Origin of the sequence: Marinobacterium sp. xm-m-383 (assembly GCF_013283255.1) — a bacterium.
Lineage (GTDB): Bacteria > Pseudomonadota > Gammaproteobacteria > Pseudomonadales > Balneatricaceae > Marinobacterium_E.
In genome coordinates, this window is the sequence record NZ_WBYT01000004.1 from 202,306 (window position 1) to 220,905 (window position 18,600).

18 protein-coding genes are annotated in these 18,600 nt (G+C 50.4%); 14 read left to right on the plus strand and 4 right to left on the minus strand.

All coding sequences use genetic code 11. The features are described from left to right. The first annotated feature begins 2 nt into the window (after positions 1–2). From thrC to XMM383_RS08530, 13 genes are all read left to right on the plus strand, one after another. Entirely contained in the window at positions 3–1,397 is a 1,395-nt protein-coding gene (gene thrC / locus XMM383_RS08470; protein ID WP_173480221.1) for a threonine synthase, read from the plus strand. 35 nt (positions 1,398–1,432) lie between these two features. Further along, positions 1,433–2,230 carry a YdcF family protein gene (locus XMM383_RS08475; protein ID WP_173482984.1) on the plus strand — a complete coding sequence of 266 codons (798 nt, stop codon included), beginning with the start codon at positions 1,433–1,435 and terminating at the stop codon, positions 2,228–2,230. Continuing rightward, on the plus strand, positions 2,227–3,957 hold the full coding sequence (gene recJ, locus XMM383_RS08480; RefSeq protein WP_371744231.1) for a single-stranded-DNA-specific exonuclease RecJ: 1,731 nt from the start codon (positions 2,227–2,229) through the stop codon (positions 3,955–3,957). Before XMM383_RS08475 ends, recJ begins: the two co-directional genes overlap by 4 nt. Positions 3,958–3,978: 21 nt before the next feature. Then, a complete protein-coding gene (locus XMM383_RS08485) occupies positions 3,979–4,161 on the plus strand; it encodes a hypothetical protein (RefSeq protein ID WP_173480223.1) in 183 nt (60 codons plus the stop codon). After that, positions 4,149–5,036 carry a deoxyribonuclease IV gene (nfo, locus tag XMM383_RS08490; RefSeq protein ID WP_371731420.1) on the plus strand — a complete coding sequence of 296 codons (888 nt, stop codon included), beginning with the start codon at positions 4,149–4,151 and terminating at the stop codon, positions 5,034–5,036. Before XMM383_RS08485 ends, nfo begins: the two co-directional genes overlap by 13 nt. Next, entirely contained in the window at positions 5,033–5,668 is a 636-nt protein-coding gene (locus XMM383_RS08495) for an NUDIX domain-containing protein (protein WP_173480224.1), read from the plus strand. Before nfo ends, XMM383_RS08495 begins: the two co-directional genes overlap by 4 nt. Next, complete coding sequence (locus XMM383_RS08500; protein WP_173480225.1) at positions 5,661–6,113, plus strand: DUF1249 domain-containing protein; 453 nt, start codon at positions 5,661–5,663, stop codon at positions 6,111–6,113. Before XMM383_RS08495 ends, XMM383_RS08500 begins: the two co-directional genes overlap by 8 nt. Further along, complete coding sequence (locus tag XMM383_RS08505) at positions 6,113–6,700, plus strand: YqiA/YcfP family alpha/beta fold hydrolase (protein WP_173494988.1); 588 nt, start codon at positions 6,113–6,115, stop codon at positions 6,698–6,700. The genes XMM383_RS08500 and XMM383_RS08505 overlap by 1 nt, the downstream gene beginning before the upstream one ends. Positions 6,701–6,712: 12 nt before the next feature. Beyond that, positions 6,713–8,605 carry a DNA topoisomerase IV subunit B gene (gene parE, locus XMM383_RS08510; protein ID WP_173480227.1) on the plus strand — a complete coding sequence of 631 codons (1,893 nt, stop codon included), beginning with the start codon at positions 6,713–6,715 and terminating at the stop codon, positions 8,603–8,605. 206 nt (positions 8,606–8,811) lie between these two features. Further along, on the plus strand, positions 8,812–9,951 hold the full coding sequence (gene carA, locus XMM383_RS08515) for a glutamine-hydrolyzing carbamoyl-phosphate synthase small subunit (protein ID WP_173480228.1): 1,140 nt from the start codon (positions 8,812–8,814) through the stop codon (positions 9,949–9,951). 46 nt (positions 9,952–9,997) lie between these two features. Next, on the plus strand, positions 9,998–13,219 hold the full coding sequence (carB, locus tag XMM383_RS08520) for a carbamoyl-phosphate synthase large subunit (protein ID WP_173480229.1): 3,222 nt from the start codon (positions 9,998–10,000) through the stop codon (positions 13,217–13,219). Next, positions 13,216–13,698, plus strand: coding sequence for a transcription elongation factor GreA (greA, locus tag XMM383_RS08525; RefSeq protein ID WP_173480230.1), 483 nt, complete (start codon positions 13,216–13,218; stop codon positions 13,696–13,698). The genes carB and greA overlap by 4 nt, the downstream gene beginning before the upstream one ends. A gap of 51 nt (positions 13,699–13,749) precedes the next feature. After that, positions 13,750–14,166, plus strand: coding sequence for an acyl-CoA thioesterase (locus XMM383_RS08530; protein ID WP_173480231.1), 417 nt, complete (start codon positions 13,750–13,752; stop codon positions 14,164–14,166). Positions 14,167–14,428: 262 nt separating this feature from the next. Here XMM383_RS08530 and XMM383_RS08535 read toward each other — a convergent pair whose 3' ends face one another. The 4 genes from XMM383_RS08535 to yhbY all read right to left on the minus strand — a co-directional run bounded on the left by XMM383_RS08535 (position 14,429) and on the right by yhbY (position 17,857). Continuing rightward, on the minus strand, positions 14,429–15,742 hold the full coding sequence (locus tag XMM383_RS08535) for a TRAP transporter large permease (RefSeq protein WP_173482976.1): 1,314 nt from the start codon (positions 15,740–15,742) through the stop codon (positions 14,429–14,431). After that, positions 15,739–16,251 (minus strand): TRAP transporter small permease, encoded by a 513-nt coding sequence (locus tag XMM383_RS08540; RefSeq protein ID WP_173482975.1) that lies wholly within the window; start codon positions 16,249–16,251, stop codon positions 15,739–15,741. Before XMM383_RS08540 ends, XMM383_RS08535 begins: the two co-directional genes overlap by 4 nt. A gap of 15 nt (positions 16,252–16,266) precedes the next feature. Further along, entirely contained in the window at positions 16,267–17,310 is a 1,044-nt protein-coding gene (locus XMM383_RS08545) for a TRAP transporter substrate-binding protein (protein ID WP_217361972.1), read from the minus strand. Between the two features lie 244 nt (positions 17,311–17,554). Then, positions 17,555–17,857 (minus strand): ribosome assembly RNA-binding protein YhbY, encoded by a 303-nt coding sequence (yhbY, locus tag XMM383_RS08550; RefSeq protein WP_173480234.1) that lies wholly within the window; start codon positions 17,855–17,857, stop codon positions 17,555–17,557. 98 nt (positions 17,858–17,955) lie between these two features. Here yhbY and rlmE point away from each other — a divergent pair, with 98 nt between their 5' ends. Continuing rightward, positions 17,956–18,579, plus strand: coding sequence for a 23S rRNA (uridine(2552)-2'-O)-methyltransferase RlmE (gene rlmE / locus XMM383_RS08555; protein ID WP_173494989.1), 624 nt, complete (start codon positions 17,956–17,958; stop codon positions 18,577–18,579). The last annotated feature ends 21 nt before the right edge of the window (positions 18,580–18,600 follow it).

Genomic DNA, 18,600 nt, shown 5'->3' on the forward strand with positions numbered 1-18,600 from the left:
CGATGCGTTATATTTCGACTCGTGGTGATGCGCCCGCACTCAATTTTGCGGATGTGCTATTAGCTGGTTTGGCGTCTGATGGGGGTCTCTATGTACCTGAGACTCTACCGACTTTCTCGAAAGAGGAGATCGCAAGCTGGGCAGGCCTTAGCTATGCGGATCTTGCCTTCAAAGTGATCAAGCCGTTCGTTGAAGAGTGCATTAGCGACGGGGATCTTAAATCGATGATCGATGAGACCTACGCTGTCTTTAAACACGATGCCGTAGCACCTTTGGTTCAGATCGATAGCAACGAGTTCGTTCTTGAGCTGTTCCATGGTCCTACCTTGGCATTTAAAGATTTCGCACTGCAGTTGCTCGGTCGTTTGATGGATCATGTGCTGAAACAGCGCAATGAACGCCTGGTGATTATGGGTGCTACCTCAGGTGACACGGGTTCTGCAGCGATCGAAGGCTGTCGTCACTCTGATCACTTGGATATCTTCATTCTTCACCCTTACAACCGTGTCTCTGAAGTACAGCGTCGTCAGATGACGACCGTATTGGAAGACAATGTCTTCAATATCGCCTTGGAAGGTAACTTTGATGACTGTCAGGAGATGGTGAAAGACAGTTTTGCTGATCAGAGCTTCCTAAACGGTATGAAGCTGGGTGCAGTGAACTCAATCAACTGGGCTCGTATCATGGCTCAGATCGTCTACTACTTCTCAGCCTCGCTGACGTTGGGTGGCCCTCATCGTCCAGTCTCTTTCTCGGTTCCAACGGGTAACTTCGGTGATATTTTTGCCGGCTACCTCGCTAAACAGATGGGTCTGCCGATCGATCAGTTGGTGGTAGCGACTAACCGTAATGACATTCTTCACCGCGTCATCAGCGGTAACGATATGTCTAAAGGTCAGCTTGAGCATACTCTGTCGCCATCGATGGATATTATGGTCTCGTCGAACTTTGAGCGTCTTCTATTTGATGTTTATGGTCGTGACGGTAAAGCCGTTGCTGATCTGATGGCGCGCTTTAAGAGAGAGTCTGTTCATCTTGGTGATGGTGAGTGGGATAAGGTTCGCGAGCTGTTTAACAGCTACGCCGTTGATGATGAGACAACCTGTCAGGTTATTGCTGATGTCTACGAGTCGACTGAGTACCTACTGGATCCGCACACAGCGATTGGTGTTAAAGCAGCACGCGAATGTCGTCGTGATATGAGTGTGCCGATGGTCACTCTGGCCACCGCGCACCCGGTTAAGTTCCCAGATCCTGTTGTGAAAGCGGGTCTTGAATCGCCTAGCTTGCCGGCTCATATGAGCGATCTGTTTGAACGAGAAGAGCGTCTGTCGGTGCTGGATAATGATCTGGCCACAGTACAACAGTTTGTGGCGACTCACTCGCACAAGAGCTAAATGAATCGCCCCTCACTTGAGGGGCGTTTTTTTGTATGGACAGTTTCTTCTCACTCTCAAAGCTTTTCTGGTTTCTCGCTGCACCTGACCATCTTTTGGTCTGGTTGATGCTGCTTGGCCTTTTTTTGCTTTGGTTAGGTAAACGCCGTTTAGCCGGCTGGTTGCTCTCCATTGATCTACTGCTGTTGATGGCGGTTCTATTGATGCCCTTGGGAGATGCGGTTTTGTACCCTTTGGAGTCACGTTTTAAGCAACCGGATCTGAATCAGATTGAGCCCGCCGGGATCGTGATTTTGGGCGGCGGTGAAAACCCTGAGCTCTCTTCGGTTTGGCAACAGTCCCAGTTCAATGCCGCTGCTGAGCGGGTGATGGTGATTCCAGCCTTGGCTAAGCGTTTTCCTGAAGCGAAAATCATCTTTACCGGTGGCAGTGGGTCCGTTCTCCGTCAATCGTTCAAAGGGGCGGATGGTGTGGCCGATTATCTGGGGCAAATAGGTCTTGCGGATAGGGTCCTTTTGGAGAACCAGTCCCGAAACACCTATGAAAATGCGCTATTGTCGGCAAAATTGTTGGGTGCTGTGCCTGATAAGCCGTGGTTGTTGGTGACCTCGGCTTTTCATATGCCGCGCTCTGTAGGTATCTTTGAGAAACAGGGTTGGCAGGTCATTCCCTACCCAGTGGATTACTACACGACGACTACAACAGGCTTTAAGTTGGATCCAAGGCTGTGGCGTAACATGCGAGACCTTCACACCGGTTTGCGCGAATGGATAGGCCTGGTTGTCTACTACCTAACCGATAAAACTGATCAGCTTTTGCCAGGTGAGTCTTGAGCGAAGCGATGATTATTGAGCGCCCAATAGGCGCTGTATCTTCCTCACTTGCCTCTTTGCATCCGGTGATTGCGCGTATCTACGCCGGGCGCGGCGTGTCTGAGCTCAGTGAGCTTGAAAAGGGGTTGGAGACCCTGCTCCCCGACGGTGCCATGTTAGGCATTGATGCCGGGGTGGCAAGGCTTGTCACTGCGCTTCGGCAACAGGAGTCGATCCTGATCGTTGGCGATTTTGATTGTGATGGTGCGACCAGTACGACGACGGCGTTACTGGCTCTGCGTGCGTTTGGTTTTAATCAGGTCGACTATCTCGTTCCAAATCGATTCGAATACGGCTATGGCCTGTCTCCGGAAATTGTTGAGGTTGCTCAGCAGAAACAGCCCGATCTAATCATTACCGTCGATAATGGCATCTCCAGTATCGAAGGTGTTGATCGAGCCAATATGCTAGGGATCGATGTGATCGTGACCGATCACCACCTGCCGGGCTCGGTATTGCCCAAGGCGGTGGCAATCATTAATCCCAATCAGGCCGGTTGTCAGTTTATGGCGAAATCGACCTGTGGTGCCGGTGTCATCTTCTACCTCTTAATCGCACTTCGTCGTCAGCTGCAGCAGCTTGGTTGGTTTGAGAAGAGCGGAGTTAAGGCTCCGAATTTGGCTAACTATCTTGATCTTATTGCCCTGGGTACGGTAGCGGATGTGGTGCCTCTGGAGCGGAATAACCGAACACTGGTACATCAAGGGTTGGCGCGAATCCGTGCTGGTAGAGCGCGCCCGGGCCTGCTTGCGCTTTTAGAGGTTGCTGGGCGTGATCATCAACGCATCAGTAGCTCTGATCTGGGGTTTGCCGTTGCACCACGCCTAAATGCAGCAGGTCGTTTGGATGACATCAGTTTGGGTATAGAGTGTCTTCTAGAGGAGGACCCACAACGTGCACGAGAATACGCTGAGCAGCTGGATGCCTTAAACCGCGAGCGACGCTCCATTGAGTCTGAAATGCAGGCTCAAGCGATGGCCTATTTAGAGTCGTTGGATCTCTCTGAAGCTGAACGTCCAGCCGGCATAGCGCTCTTTAACGAGCAGTGGCATCAGGGCGTTATTGGTATTCTAGCCTCTCGCGTTAAAGAGAAGCTGCATCGACCGGTGATTGTGTTTGCGCCGGGTGAAGAGGGTGAGATTAAAGGATCGGCTCGTTCCATTGAGGGGTTTCATATACGCGATGGGTTGGATCGTATAGCGACCGAACACCCTGGCTTAATCTCAAAGTTTGGTGGTCATGCGATGGCAGCGGGTTTGACCATCGCCAAAGCGGATCTGGCTCGTTTCGAGACTGCTTTTGCGGCTGAAGTGACTCGTCAGACACGCAAAGAGGATCTGGATCGAGTGATCGAGACGGATGGTGAGCTGGCGCCTAATCAATTTACCATGGAGCTGGCCCAGATGATTCAAGAAGCGGGCCCCTGGGGACACCAATTCCCAGAGCCGAGCTTCCATGGTGAGTTTCGACTGTTGCAGCAGCGTATCGTCGGTCAAAAACATCTGAAAATGGTACTGCAAGAGCCGACAACAGGCTTGGCACTGGATGCAATCGCCTTTAATGTAGAGTCTGATATTTGGCCGAATGCGTCGATCAATCGTGTGCGTGCCGTCTACCGATTGGATATCAATGAATTTCGTGGGCAGCGCAGCTTACAGCTAATGGTGGAGTGGCTTAAGCCACTCTAGCCCGATAATAAGGAGAAGAGAATGAACGATTTTACGACAGACGAACTGGGTATTTTGGTCTCTGTATTTGAGCGTGCTGGAGTCGCTGAAGATGGATCCGCTGAGGGTAGTCTATTGAAGGTGATTAAAAGCGCACACTCTGAGCGAATGGAGCTTGAGTCGATGGACTTTGACGACTGTGCAGGTGGTGCGTGCAAGCTGTAAGTAACTCACTGAAGCCCTACTACGTTGGTGCCCATGTTAGCGCAGCGGGTGGGGTGCAGAATGCGCCATTGAATGCGGCGGCGATCGGTGCCAATGCGTTTGCGCTGTTTACTAAGAATCAGAGACAGTGGGTAGCTAAGCCGCTTGCCGATGAGACAATCGAGCAGTTTAAAGCGAACTGTGCCGAGCATAGCTTTCTGCCAGAGCAAATTCTTCCGCACGACAGTTACCTGATTAATTTGGGGCACCCAGAGGCAGAGCCACTTGAGAAGTCACGCGACGCCTTTGTTGATGAGATGCAGCGTTGCGAGCAGTTAGGGCTCTGTTATCTGAATTTTCATCCGGGCAGTCATCTTAAAAAGATCGATGTGACAAGCTGTTTAGCGACCATCTCTGAATCGATCGATATCGCGACTCAGGAGACCGAACAGGTCATCGCCGTGATTGAGACGACGGCGGGGCAGGGATCCAATTTAGGTTACAGATTTGAAGAGATTGCGGCCATCATCGACAAAAGCCGATACCCTGAACGCATTGGTGTCTGCATCGATACCTGCCATATTTTTGCTGCAGGTTATGATCTACGCACTTTTGAAGCCTGTGAGCAGAGTTTTGCCGAGTTTGAACGACTGATCGGCTTTGATAGGTTGTGCGGTATGCACATTAACGACTCTAAAATAGCGCTGGGTGGTCGCGTCGATCGTCACCACTCATTGGGTCAGGGTGAAATTGGCTGGGAGGCGTTTCGTTACATCATGCAGGACGATCGTTTTCGTGGTGTCCCGCTCTGTTTAGAGACTATTGATGAGACGATTTGGCCAGAAGAGATTCAGCAGTTGCGTCAATTTGCTGGCGAGAAACAGGCTGCGCAATGAGTTCTGAGCACTCCAAACCGGCTTGGGCTCCCAGCTTTGGGCAACAAGATTATCGCTTGATCAACGATGAGACGGCCTTTCAGGGTTATTTTCGGGTTAAGCGGTTAACGCTTGAGCATAAGACTTTTTTAGGTCAATCGATTGAGATCACACGCGAACTGTTTCAGCGGGGAGATGCGGTCTGTGTGCTGCTTTATGATCCTGCGAAGGACTCTGTCGTGTTGGTTGAGCAGTTTCGGGTTGGGTCTCTGCAGGGCCCCTCTCCATGGATGCTTGAGGTGGTTGCTGGTGTGGTGGAAGAGGGTGAAAGCTCTGTACAGGTTGCTAAGCGTGAGTCGATTGAGGAGGCTGGCTTGGTGATCGGCGAGCCGCGTAGAATTATTCGTTATCTGCCCAGTGGCGGTGGCTGTGATGAGTGGATCGATCTGCTTTATGCTGAGGTGGATTCGGAGCAGGCCAGAGGCATTCATGGTTTGCCGGAGGAGGGTGAAGATATTCGTGTTCACGTCCTTTCGAGTGATGATGCCATAGAGTTAGTCAATCAGGGTGTTATTAATAGTTCGCCTGCCATCATAGGTTTGCAGTGGCTGGCGCTGAATAAATTAAGTTTACAAGGTGCTGTTGATGCATGATGTGAAGCGTAAGTACGTACCGGATTTGGTAAAACAGAGTGTTGTCTCTGAGACCAACTATGCCCGTCTGATGCGTCTGCTTCCTGCTCAGCAGGAGTCTATTGAGTTTCGTATCGAGTGGCATCAACACGCCTATGTTGTCGCCATTAAACGCGATGAGGAGTTTGCCTACACCTCGACGTGGACACTCTCTTACTGGCCTGAGCAAGCTTCCCCATGGTTTAACCCACAGTCTTTTGTGATACGTCTCTATCATGATGCACGGATGGCGGAAGTGGTCTGTTTAAAACGTCGCTCACAACTGCCTGGACGTTACGATTACCCTAATGATGCGATGCATCAGCCAGATGAAAAATACCAGCTTAATCAACATCTTGCGGAGTGGTTAGGACACTGTGCGACTCAGGGTGTGCGTCATGATGTGAAGGTGGTGAGCGGACAGTAATGCATTTTCTCTATATTCACGGTTTTAACAGTTCACCCGAGTCGCTTAAAGGTCAGCAGTTGATACGCCACTTTGAGTCGATCGGTAGGGCATCGCAGCTATCAGTACCCGCATTGTCGCACTGGCCAGAAGAGGCGATGCAGCAGCTAGAGACGATTGTTCAGCAGCATGACGAGCTACTATTGATTGGCAGCTCTTTGGGTGGTTTTTATGCGACTTGCCTCAGTGAGCGCTACGCACATGTAAAAGCCATTTTAGTTAACCCGGCGGTTGCGCCACACACACTGTTGGGTGCGTTACTAGGTCCGCAAAAGAATTTCTACTCTGGCGAAGAGTATGAATTGACGCTTGAACATATGGCTCAGTTAGAGCGGTTGTATTATCCTCAACTGACATACCCGGAACGTCTACTGCTGATGCTGCAAGAGGGAGATGAGACCCTCGACTATCGTGAGGCTGTTAGCTACTACATTGATTCCTCGCAGATTGTTCAACCGGGCGGCCATCACGGCTTTGAAAATTTTGAATCCATGTTGCCGACGATTTTTGCCTTCGCTGAGAATCGCTGGCAGCCTGAGAACGGCTAGGAAAAGAGAGATATGTCAAAGGACTATAATGCTGGTTCGATCGAGGTACTAAGCGGGCTTGACCCAGTAAAGCGTCGCCCGGGAATGTACACAGAAACGGATCGTCCCAATCACCTAGCACAAGAGGTGATCGACAACTCAGTCGATGAGGCGTTGGCAGGCCATGCAAAGCAGATCGATATCATTCTGCACCCCGACAACTCACTCTCTGTGTCCGATGATGGTCGCGGTATGCCGGTGGACATTCACCCAGAGGAGGGTGTCCCAGGGGTTGAGCTGATTCTGACCAAGCTTCATGCCGGCGGTAAGTTTAACAATGACAACTACAACTACTCGGGCGGTCTCCACGGGGTGGGTGTCTCCGTTGTTAACGCACTCTCTAAGCTGTTGGAGGTGCAAATTCGTCGTGGTGGTCAGGTGCATCGCATCGGCTTTGCAGACGGCGAGAAAGTATCGGATCTTGAAGTGGTCGATACCTGTGGTCAGCGCAATACCGGTACCACTGTTCGCTTCTTGCCCGATCCTAGTTACTTCGATTCGCCTAAGTTTAGTGTCAGTCGTCTGAAGCATAATCTGCGTGCCAAGGCCGTTCTCTGTCCCGGTTTGAAAGTGACCTTTACCGATCTCTCTACTGGTAAGAAAGAGAAAGAGGAGTGGTACTACGAAGATGGCTTAGTGGCGTATCTGAAAGGTAATACACAAGTTTATGAAACCCTCCCAGAGGAGCCATTTTGTGGCTCTTTGCAGGGTGAAGAGGATGCTGTTGAGTGGGCCGTGCAGTGGCTAAAAGAGGGTGGTGAGATGACCTGCGAAAGCTACGTCAACTTGATCCCGACCGCGCAAGGCGGAACCCATGTGAATGGCCTGCGTACCGGTCTTTTGGAAGCGTTGCGTGAGTTTTGTGACTTCCGCAGCCTGCTGCCACGCGGTGTGAAGCTGTCGCCAGAGGATGTCTGGGATCGTTGCTGCTTTATTCTTTCAGCTAAGATGCGTGACCCGCAGTTCTCTGGTCAAACCAAAGAGCGTCTCTCTTCACGTCAAATTGCGGCGTTTATCTCAGGTGCGGTAAAAGATGCCTTCCTATTATGGCTAAATAAGCACGTTGAAGAGGGTGAGGCGATTGCTGAATTGGTGATCGCCAATGCACAAAAACGTCTGCGTTCTGCTAAGAAAGTGGTGCGTAAAAAGGTAACGCAGGGGCCGGCTCTACCAGGTAAATTGGCCGACTGTTCGGGCACCGACCCTATGCGCAGTGAACTCTTCTTGGTCGAGGGTGACTCGGCAGGCGGTTCAGCAAAACAGGCGCGTAGTCGGGACTTTCAGGCGATCATGCCGCTGCGCGGAAAGATCTTGAATACCTGGGAAGTCGACTCTTCAGAGATCCTCGGTTCGCAAGAGATTCACGATATTTCGGTGGCCATTGGCGTGGATCCGGGTGCCGAAGATCTGAGTAATTTGCGTTACGGCAAGGTCTGTATTCTTGCAGATGCCGATTCTGATGGTGCGCACATCGCCACGCTGATCTGTGCACTCTTTCTGAGGCACTTCAAACCCTTAGTGGCTGCAGGGCATGTCTATGTCGCTATGCCACCGTTGTTCCGAATCGATGTCGCGAAAGAGGTCTTCTACGCTCTGGATGAGTCTGAGAAGAATGGCATCGTTGAGCGCATCAAAGCGGAGCGCAAAAACGCGCGCATCGGTGTGCAACGATTCAAGGGATTGGGTGAGATGAACCCGATGCAGTTGCGTGAAACAACGATGGATCCTGATACCCGTCGTTTGGTTCAGCTAACGCTGGAGTCCGGAGATGATACTCACCAGGTGCTTGATATGTTGTTGGCGAAGAAGCGGGCTTCGGATCGCAAGAGCTGGCTTGAGGAGAAGGGCAACTTAGCTACAGTTTAAGTTGACTTTTACTCACCATATTCGACCGATTCGGCATGGACTTGCGCAGCTAATTCCCTTAGAATACCGCAGGTTTTGCCCGCGATAGCGGCGCATCCCACCGAAGAGATGTTTTTGAAAGCGAGGCGGACCCCAAGTTGGCCTCGCTTTTTTGCAGCCAAGCCACAGTAATTTTTCATATCTAGCCAGCGCGCGGGGAGGTTCTTTTGACGCAGCCAGCCATCTTAGCCCTTGAAGACGGTTCTATTTTTAGGGGTATTTCGATCGGCGCCGAAGGCGAATCATCAGGTGAGGTTGTATTCAACACCTCAATGACCGGTTATCAAGAGATCCTTACCGATCCATCCTACTGCCGCCAGATCGTGACACTCACCTACCCACACATTGGTAACGTGGGTTGTAACGCTGAAGATGCAGAATCTGATCGTACTTGGGTTGCAGGTCTTGTGATTCGTGATCTGCCTCTACTTGCGAGCAACTTCCGCTCTGAACAGGCGCTAGATGAGTACCTAAAAGAGCGCAACATCATGGGTATTGCCGGCATTGATACACGCCGCTTAACTCGTATTCTTCGTGAGAAAGGTGCCCAGAATGGTTGCATCGTTGCGGGTGATAACATTGATGAAGCGAAAGCACTCGATGCTGCTCGTGGCTTCCCTGGCCTGAAAGGCATGGACCTAGCAAAAGTCGTCACACGTGACAGTTCTGATGCTTGGCGCACTTCGACTTGGGAGCTTGGTACTGGCTACACAGAGAAAGCCGATGCTGATCAACCGTTCAACGTAGTGGCTTACGATTTCGGTGTTAAACAAAATATTCTACGCATGCTGGTTGAGCGAGGCTGCCGTTTGACGGTTGTGCCTGCACAGACACCAGCATCTGAAGTGCTTGCAATGAATCCAGATGGCGTTTTCTTGTCGAATGGTCCTGGTGACCCAGAGCCATGTGATTACGCGATCGATGCGATCTCTGACATTCTAAAAACAGAACTGCCAGTTTTCGGCATCTGTCTTGGTCACCAGCTACTTGCGCTTGCGTCAGGTGCTAAGACTGAGAAGATGAAGTTTGGTCACCACGGTGCCAACCACCCCGTTCAGGATCTAGATAGCAAGCAGGTGATGATCACCAGCCAGAACCACGGTTTCGCGGTGGCTGAAGATTCACTACCTAGCACACTACGTGCAACACACAAATCACTGTTCGATGGCTCACTACAGGGTATTGAGCGTACTGATCGTCCAGCGTTCAGTTTCCAAGGGCACCCAGAAGCGAGCCCTGGTCCACACGATGTGGCACCACTCTTCGATCGCTTCGTTGAGATGATGCGCTCACGCCAACAGGGCTGAGTTGTAACGGGTAACTTAGAGAAACAGATTTAGACCAGGTTTTACGATGCCAAAACGTTCCGACATACAAAGTATTCTTATCCTAGGTGCAGGCCCGATCGTTATCGGTCAGGCGTGTGAGTTTGACTATTCTGGCGCACAAGCGTGTAAAGCGCTTCGCGAAGAGGGTTACCGAGTTATTCTTGTTAACTCAAACCCAGCAACGATCATGACCGATCCAGCGATGGCTGATGCGACATACATCGAGCCAATCAACTGGAAAACGGTTGCTAAGATCATTGAGAAAGAGCGTCCAGATGCGCTGCTACCGACTATGGGTGGTCAGACTGCACTGAACTGTGCGCTTGATCTCGACCGCGAAGGCGTATTGGCTGAGTTTGGTGTAGAGATGATCGGCGCTACTCAAGATGCGATCGATAAAGCGGAAGACCGTGAACGTTTTGACAAGGCGATGAAGAACATCGGCCTTGAGTGTCCACGCGCCTCTATCGCTCACTCGATGGAAGAGGCTCTTCAGGTACTGGATCAGGTTGGCTTCCCAGCGATCATCCGTCCATCATTCACTATGGGTGGTTCTGGTGGTGGTATCGCCTACAACCGTGAAGAGTTCATCGAAATCTGTGAGCGTGGTCTGGATCTATCACCAACCAACGAGCTTCTTATCGATGAGTCGTTGATCGGTTGGAAAGAGTACGAGATGGAGGTTGTCCGCGACAAGAACGATAACTGTATCATCATCTGTTCGATCGAAAACTTTGATGCCATGGGCGTACACACTGGTGACTCGATCACAGTCGCACCAGCGCAGACCTTGACCGATAAAGAGTACCAGTTGATGCGTAATGCTTCGATTGCAGTTCTGCGTGAGATCGGTGTTGAAACAGGCGGTTCGAACGTACAGTTCGGTGTTTGTCCAAAGACTGGACGCGTTGTGGTGATCGAAATGAACCCACGCGTATCGCGCTCTTCAGCACTGGCTTCAAAAGCAACAGGTTTCCCAATTGCGAAAGTGGCGGCAAAACTGGCGGTCGGTTACACCCTTGATGAGCTTCAGAACGATATCACTGGCGGTCAAACACCAGCGTCCTTCGAGCCTGCCATCGACTACGTAGTAACTAAGATCCCTCGTTTCACCTTTGAAAAATTCCCACAAGCAAATGATCGCCTAACGACTCAGATGAAGTCGGTGGGTGAGGTGATGGCGATTGGTCGTACTCAGCAAGAGTCTTTGCAGAAAGCGCTACGTGGTCTAGAGGTTGGTTCTGAAGGCTTCGATCCGATTGTTGATATTACCGCTGAAGATGCACGCGATAAGATCGTATACGAACTCACAACTCCAGGTTCTGAGCGCATCTGGTACATCGGCGATGCCTTCCGTATGGGTATGAGCGTTGATGAGATCTACAAACTGAGTGGCGTTGATCCTTGGTTCTTGGTTCAGATCGAAGACATCATCAAAGATGAGCAGCGCGTATCGGAAACCGCACTGAGTGAACTCTCTACAACCGATCTGTTCATGCTGAAGCGCAAAGGTTTCTCAGATGCTCGTCTAGCTAAGCTATTGGGTGTTTCAGAGAAACAGTTCCGCAAGCATCGTCAGGCGGCTGGTATTAAGCCAGTCTACAAGCGTGTCGATACCTGTGCCGCAGAATTTGCGACAGATACCGCTTACATGTACTCAACGTACGAAGAGGAGTGTGAAGCGAACCCATCGGATCGTGACAAGATCATGGTCATCGGTGGTGGCCCTAACCGTATCGGTCAGGGTATAGAATTTGACTACTGCTGTGTTCATGCAGCGCTTGCAGCGCGTGAAGATGGCTACGAGACCATCATGGTTAACTGTAACCCTGAAACCGTCTCTACCGACTATGACACATCAGACCGCCTCTACTTCGAGCCGATCACTCTAGAAGATGTGTTGGCAATCGTTGAAGTTGAACAGCCTAAAGGCGTGATTGTTCAGTACGGTGGTCAGACTCCTCTGAAATTAGCCGTAGCTCTAGAACAGGCTGGCGTTCCAATCATTGGTACCTCGTCTGAAGCGATCGACCGTGCTGAAGACCGTGAACTGTTCCAGCAGATGCTTAAGCGTCTTGGTCTGAAACAGCCAGAGAACTCAACAGTACGTAGCCTTGAAGAGGCGATCATTGAAGCCGAGAAGATCGGTTACCCACTGGTTGTTCGTCCATCTTACGTATTGGGTGGTCGTGCGATGGAGATCGTCTACAAAGAGGACGAGCTGCGTAAGTACATGAATACAGCCGTTCAGGTCTCTAACGAATCACCTGTCCTGCTTGATCACTTCCTAAACGCAGCGATCGAAGTGGATATCGATGCGGTCTGTGACGGTAAGCAGGTCGTGATTGGAGCGATCATGCAGCACATTGAGCAGGCGGGTGTTCACTCAGGTGACTCAGCATGTTCATTCCCTCCGTACAACCTTGCAGCAGACGTCCAGGACGAGATGCGCGAGATGGTGCGCAAGATGGCACTTGAATTGGGTGTTGTTGGCTTGATGAACGTCCAGTTAGCCTACCAAGATGGCGAGATCTACGTGATCGAGGTTAACCCTCGTGCATCACGTACAGTTCCTTTCGTATCTAAGTGTATCGGTGTTTCTCTAGCGAAAGTCGCTGCACTGGTTATGACCGGTAAGTCATTGGAAGAGCTAGGCTTTACGAAAGAGATCGTACCAAGCTACTTCAACGTGAAAGAGGCGGTATTCCCGTTCAATAAATTCCAGGGCGTTGACCCAATCCTTGGCCCAGAGATGAAGTCTACGGGTGAAGTCATGGGTACCGGTGAAACCTTCGGTGAAGCATTCATGAAGGCTCACTTGGGAGCTGGCGACAAGCTACCTAAGCCAGGTACTGCGTTTGTTTCAGTGCGTGACGTCGATAAAGAGGCCGCTTGTGAACTGACTAAACAGTTGGTTGAACTTGGCTTCGATATCGTTGCAACCAGCGGTACAGCAGCACTACTAGAGACTCACGGCATTACAGCTAAGGTTGTGAACAAGGTCACTGAAGGTCGTCCAAACATCGTTGATATGTTGAAGAACGGCGAAGTTAACTACGTTGTAAACACAACGGAGGGCCGTAAAGCGATTGCTGATTCAGCCGATATCCGTCGTGCAGCACTGCAGCATAAAGTGCCTTACTCAACGACGATGGCCGGTGCCGTCGCGATTACCGAAGCACTTCGTTACGGTGAAGAGCGTACCGTGCGTCGTCTACAAGAGATCCACGCGGAGGCGTCTGCATGAGTGTCAATCGTGTTCCCATGACGGTTGAGGGCGAAGTGGCACTTCGCGCTGAACTGGAGCGTCTTAAAACCCAAGATCGCCCAACCGTGATTGCAGCGATTGCTGAAGCACGTGAGCACGGTGACCTTAAAGAGAATGCTGAGTACCACGCAGCGCGTGAACAGCAGGGCTTTATCGAAGGTCGTATCGCGGACATTGAGAGCAAGCTTTCAGTGGTTCAAGTGATCGATGTCACCAGCCTGCCTCACACGGGTAAAGTGATCTTTGGTACGACGGTTGATCTAATTAACGTCGATACCGACGCGGAAGTGACCTACAAGATCGTCGGTGACGATGAAGCAGACATCAAACTGAATAAGATCTCTATCAACTCCCCGATTGCACGAGCACTGATCGGTAAAGAGGAGGGCGACATCGCCGCGGTTGAGACCCCGGCCGGTGTGACTGAATATGAGATTGCAGAAGTTAAGCATATCTAAGCTGATTCAAAAAACCGCCTTCGGGCGGTTTTTTATTATTTGGAGTTCCTCATGTCCCAAGAAACCCCTACAGGCCGTCTTACTACCCGTACCATCGCAATGCCGGCTGATACCAACCCCTCAGGCGATATCTTCGGTGGTTGGGTATTGTCACAAATGGATATGGCTGCCGGTATATGTGCGGGCCAGCGTGCACAGAGTCGAGTGGTGACGGTTGCACTGGATGGTATGAGCTTTATCCGCCCGGTTCGTGTCGGAGATGTACTGGGTGTCTACACCGAAGTGGTTAGAGTCGGCAGTAGCTCAATGGATATCAAAGTGGAGTGCTGGGTGCGCCGCAGTCGCATAGGTCATCGTGAAAAAGTGACCGAAGCGATTTTCAAGTTTGTTGCACTGGATGAGGAGGGTAACTCCAAGCCAGTACCGCCAGCACAAGAGCTGCCGGAGTATGTTGAGACACTGCTCTAGCGTAATTTCAAATCAGGTGACAAGCTTCGGAATATTTTCGCGGTTTGCCCTACGGGCAATTCGCTCCTACAGTAGGACTCCGTTACGGGCTTGTCGCGAAGTCCTATTGTAGGAGGGAATTCAGCTCTGCTGAAACCCCGATCGATTTCAACAGCGGATGACAGGCTGAAGGCCAGTCACCGAAAAGATCGCCACATCTTCGATATGGCTCCAACAAAAAAAACCGCCATAAAGGCGGTTTTTGCAGTACGATTTAACGCGCTTAATCCGGAATAATACCCCAGGTCAGAACAGGGAATAGCAGTAGCAAGGCTACGCGAACGAAGTCTGACGCCAAGAAGGGTAGAACACCCACAAAGGTATCCCGCATCGGAACGCCCTCTGCGATTTTGTTGATGATGAAGACGTTCATCCCTACCGGTGGGGTGATCATGCCGACCTCAACCACGATCAAACAGATGATACCGAACCAGAGCGCGGTCTGCTCTTCAGTCATGCCGAAGTCTAAACCCATGATGGCTGGGAAGAAGATCGGTACTGTCAGAAGGATCATCGAGAGTGAATCCATCAAACAGCCCAGCACTAGGTAGACAGCTAACATCAACATCAGTACCAGCATAGGCGACAATTCGCGATCCAGAATCCACTCCGCCAGTGTCTCTGGCATGCCGCTTAGACTCAGGAAGGCATTGAAGATATCGGCACCTAGAAGGATGACAAAGATCATCGCGCTGTTGATAGCGGTCTGCTTGATACAGTCGATGAATCCATCCCAGGTAAGTTGGCGGTTGATTAGCGCAATGACGATGGTACCGACCACACCGTAAGCGGCTGCTTCAGAAGGTGTGAAGATACCGCCGTAGATACCACCCAATACACCAATGAATAGGAAGCTTGCAGGTAGCAGTTCAAGCAGTGCCTTACCGCGTTCAGACCAGCTCGCTTTCGCGCTCTTGTCCGCGTAGTGAGGCTTCAGCTTCACCAGAATCGCGATAACCAGCATGTAGCCCATGATCGCCATGATGCCGGGTACCATCGCTGCCATGAAGAGCTTGACGATGTTCTGCTCGGTCATGATCGCGTAGATGATCAGAACGATGGATGGTGGGATTAGAATGCCTAGAGTACCACCAGCGGCTAGTGCGCCTGTTGCCATAGCACCGTGGTAGCCGTGCCGTTTCATCTCTGGAAGTGCCACCTGACCCATAGTCGCTGCTGTTGCCAGTGATGAACCACAGATCGCACCAAATACACCACAGCCGCCAACGGCAGCTAACGCCAGGCCACCGCGGTAGTGGCCAATAAAGGCGTTAACACCGGTGAATAGTGAACGGCTAATACCTGAACGAGTTGCGAGGTTACCCATCAGTAGGAACAGAGGAATGATCGATAGCGAATGGCTTGCCATCTGTCCGAAGGATGAGCCCTTCATGTAGAACATTAGGGTGCTGAAGTCGTCGATGATTGAGTAACCGACCGCACCGGCAAGCATCATTGCGATGCCGATCGGCACACGCAAAAACATGATGACTAGCATGAACAGGATAATGACGCCTGCCGTTAATTCGTCACTCATTTCACACCCTTATATTCTGCAATCATTGCCAGTGGTTTAAGCACACCAGCGATAGAGGTAAGGCTAAAGCCAAAGGCGATGGTCATATAGAACCACCACTCTTTCATCCGCAGCATCATCGTCTCATTGCCGTATTTCTGGGCAGCTAAGCCACCCTCATAGGCCTGTGTCGCCAGGAAGTAAAAGAGCACGGCCAAAATTAGGCTGCCGATAACATCCATAGTGAGACGGAAAGGCGCGGGAGCTGAAGCTGTTAAGACGTCGACAATGACGTTGCCAAAGCGCATTTGGCAGTAGGGCATTGCTAACGCAACAACCACAGCGGTAAACATTTGGACAATCTCGGTATCACCATTGATGGGCGAGGAGAAAAAGTATCGTCCCGCCACACTGGTCACCGTAGTGAATGCCATGATCGTCAGGATGAATCCTGATAAAAGAGCGAGCCACAAAGTGGCTCGCTCGTAGAGGTCTGCTAGAGACCGGGTTTTCAGTAACAGTGTTGTCACTTGAACACCTTTTAATTATTTGCTGTATTTCTCAAGCATAGCGTTAGCTGAGTCAAGAAGCTTCTGGCCTGGTAGACCTAGACCGTCCATCTCTTTAACCCACTCAACGGGTACGTTAGCGGTTACTTCCTGCATTTTCTTCACTTCTGCAGCTGGCATCTGTGAGCGAGTTGCGTTCTCGTCAATCAGCTTACGACCGTAGTTTTCAGCGTTTTTGAAGAACTCACCGCCTAGCTTGGCGAAGTACATGCCAGCGTGGTCATCCATGATCTGTTGAAGATCAGCAGGCATTGATTCGTACTTAGCTTTGTTCATGCCCAAAAGGAATACTGCGGTGTATAGACCACGGCCATCTTCTGTTTGAACTTCAACCGCGTTGTCGACAAGCTCATGAAGTTTGAGAGCAGGTACGATTTCAAATGGAATCACTGTGCCGTCGATCACGTTTTTGGCCAGTGCCTGTGGCATCTCTGGTACAGGCATACCGACTGGAGTAGCGCCTAGAGCATCTAGAGCAGCAGCAACTGGACGGCTTGGGTTACGAATCTTTTTGCCAGCGAAGTCAGCAACAGAGTCGATTGCGTCACCTTTAGAGTAAACAACGCCACGGTCATGCGTCCAGAATGCTAGAGGGTGCATATCAGCAAACTCTTTCTGAACTTCTGGGTTAGCTTCGTAGTAAGCCTGAAGTGCCTGCGACGTTTCGTATGCATCCGTTACCATGAATGGGTTTTCAAATGCAGAGATCGCTGGGAAACGGCCTGGAGTGTAACCAGGAAGCGTCCAGATGATGTCAACGAAACCGTCTTGAACTTGGTCAACTAGCTGAGGTGGTTTACCACCCAGAGACATTGAACCGTAAATCTTGATCTTGATACGGCCTTCAGACGCTTCTTCAATAGAATCAGCCCATGGCTGGAAGAACTTAGCGTGTGCAGGTGCCTTCGCAGGAAGGAAGTGGTGCATCTTTAGGTTAAATTCAGCGGCCTGTGCAGAAGCTGCAATAGCAGCGCCAAGAACTGCAACACCGGCAGTCTGAGCGATAATACGTTTGATCATTATTTTTCTCCTTGGGGTTTTAAACAAGACATCGACTAACTTGTTAATACTAGCTCAAGAATCATTAAACTCGTTGAGTTGGATCTAGATATTAGAAGTTGTTTTTCTTCTATTAAAGCGACTCGTTGCGTAACACTATTTTTTATACGGTTGTTCAACAATCCCTTGTTCACATTTTTGAATAGGGGGTTGGTTACATTTAATTAAGCTGTAAGGCCTGTAATATCAATAAATGAACCAATGATTAACGCATTAGATTGGAGAGTTTTGGATTTGGTTCATCCGACGCTCTGAATAGCACCGCTACGTTACCGATCTCTTGCACCAGTTCTGCTTCAACAACAGCGACTAGCTCTTTAATCAGTTCGCGCTTTAGGTCACGATCGCCAACGGCGAACTTTACTTTGATCAGTTCGTGATCTTCCAGCGCTCGGTCTACTTCTAACTGAACGTTTTCAGTCAGTCCGTTGCCGCCAACCATAACGATTGGGTTTAAAGTGTGTGCACGCGTGCGAAGACGCTTTTTTTGATCAGTTGTTAAGCTCATATTAGAATTAGTGCCTTAAATTTGGTGGGCGTTACAATTTCTTCATTTTAACCCCTTTGTTGCATGCATCATAGAGTGATGCTTTCTAGGAACATCCCTTGGCAAGATCTAAAAGCAGTAGTCGTTGGTTAAAAGAGCATTTTGACGATCAATACGTAAAGCGTTCTAAAGATGATGGGTACCGTTCACGCGCCTGCTATAAGTTGATGGAAGTGAATGATAAAGACCATCTGTTAAAGCCTGGAATGACGGTTGTCGATCTGGGCGCTGCGCCAGGTGGTTGGTCTCAAGTGGCGGCCGAAATCGTGGGTGACTCTGGTCGTGTAGTGGCTTCAGACATTCTTGAGATGGCTCCGCTGGGCGGAGTTACATTCGTTCAGGGTGACTTTACTGAAGATTCCGTCTTCGAGGAGATCCTCTCTGCGATAGGAGATGAGCCAGTAGACCTTGTAATTTCAGATATGGCCCCCAATATGAGTGGTAATGCATCATCGGATCAGCCAGCTGCGATGTACTTGGTGGAGTTGGCGTTGGATATGGCGCGTCAGATACTGAAACCGAACGGCAACTTTTTGGTGAAAGTATTTCAGGGTGAAGGGTTTGATCCCTACCTTGCAGAACTGCGCAGTAGCTTTAAATCGGTGGTCACCCGTAAGCCAGATTCTTCTCGCGCGCGTTCGCGTGAGGTCTATCTGCTCGGAAAAGGTTTTAAAGACGTATAGCTTTTAAACAGAGCTTTCGTT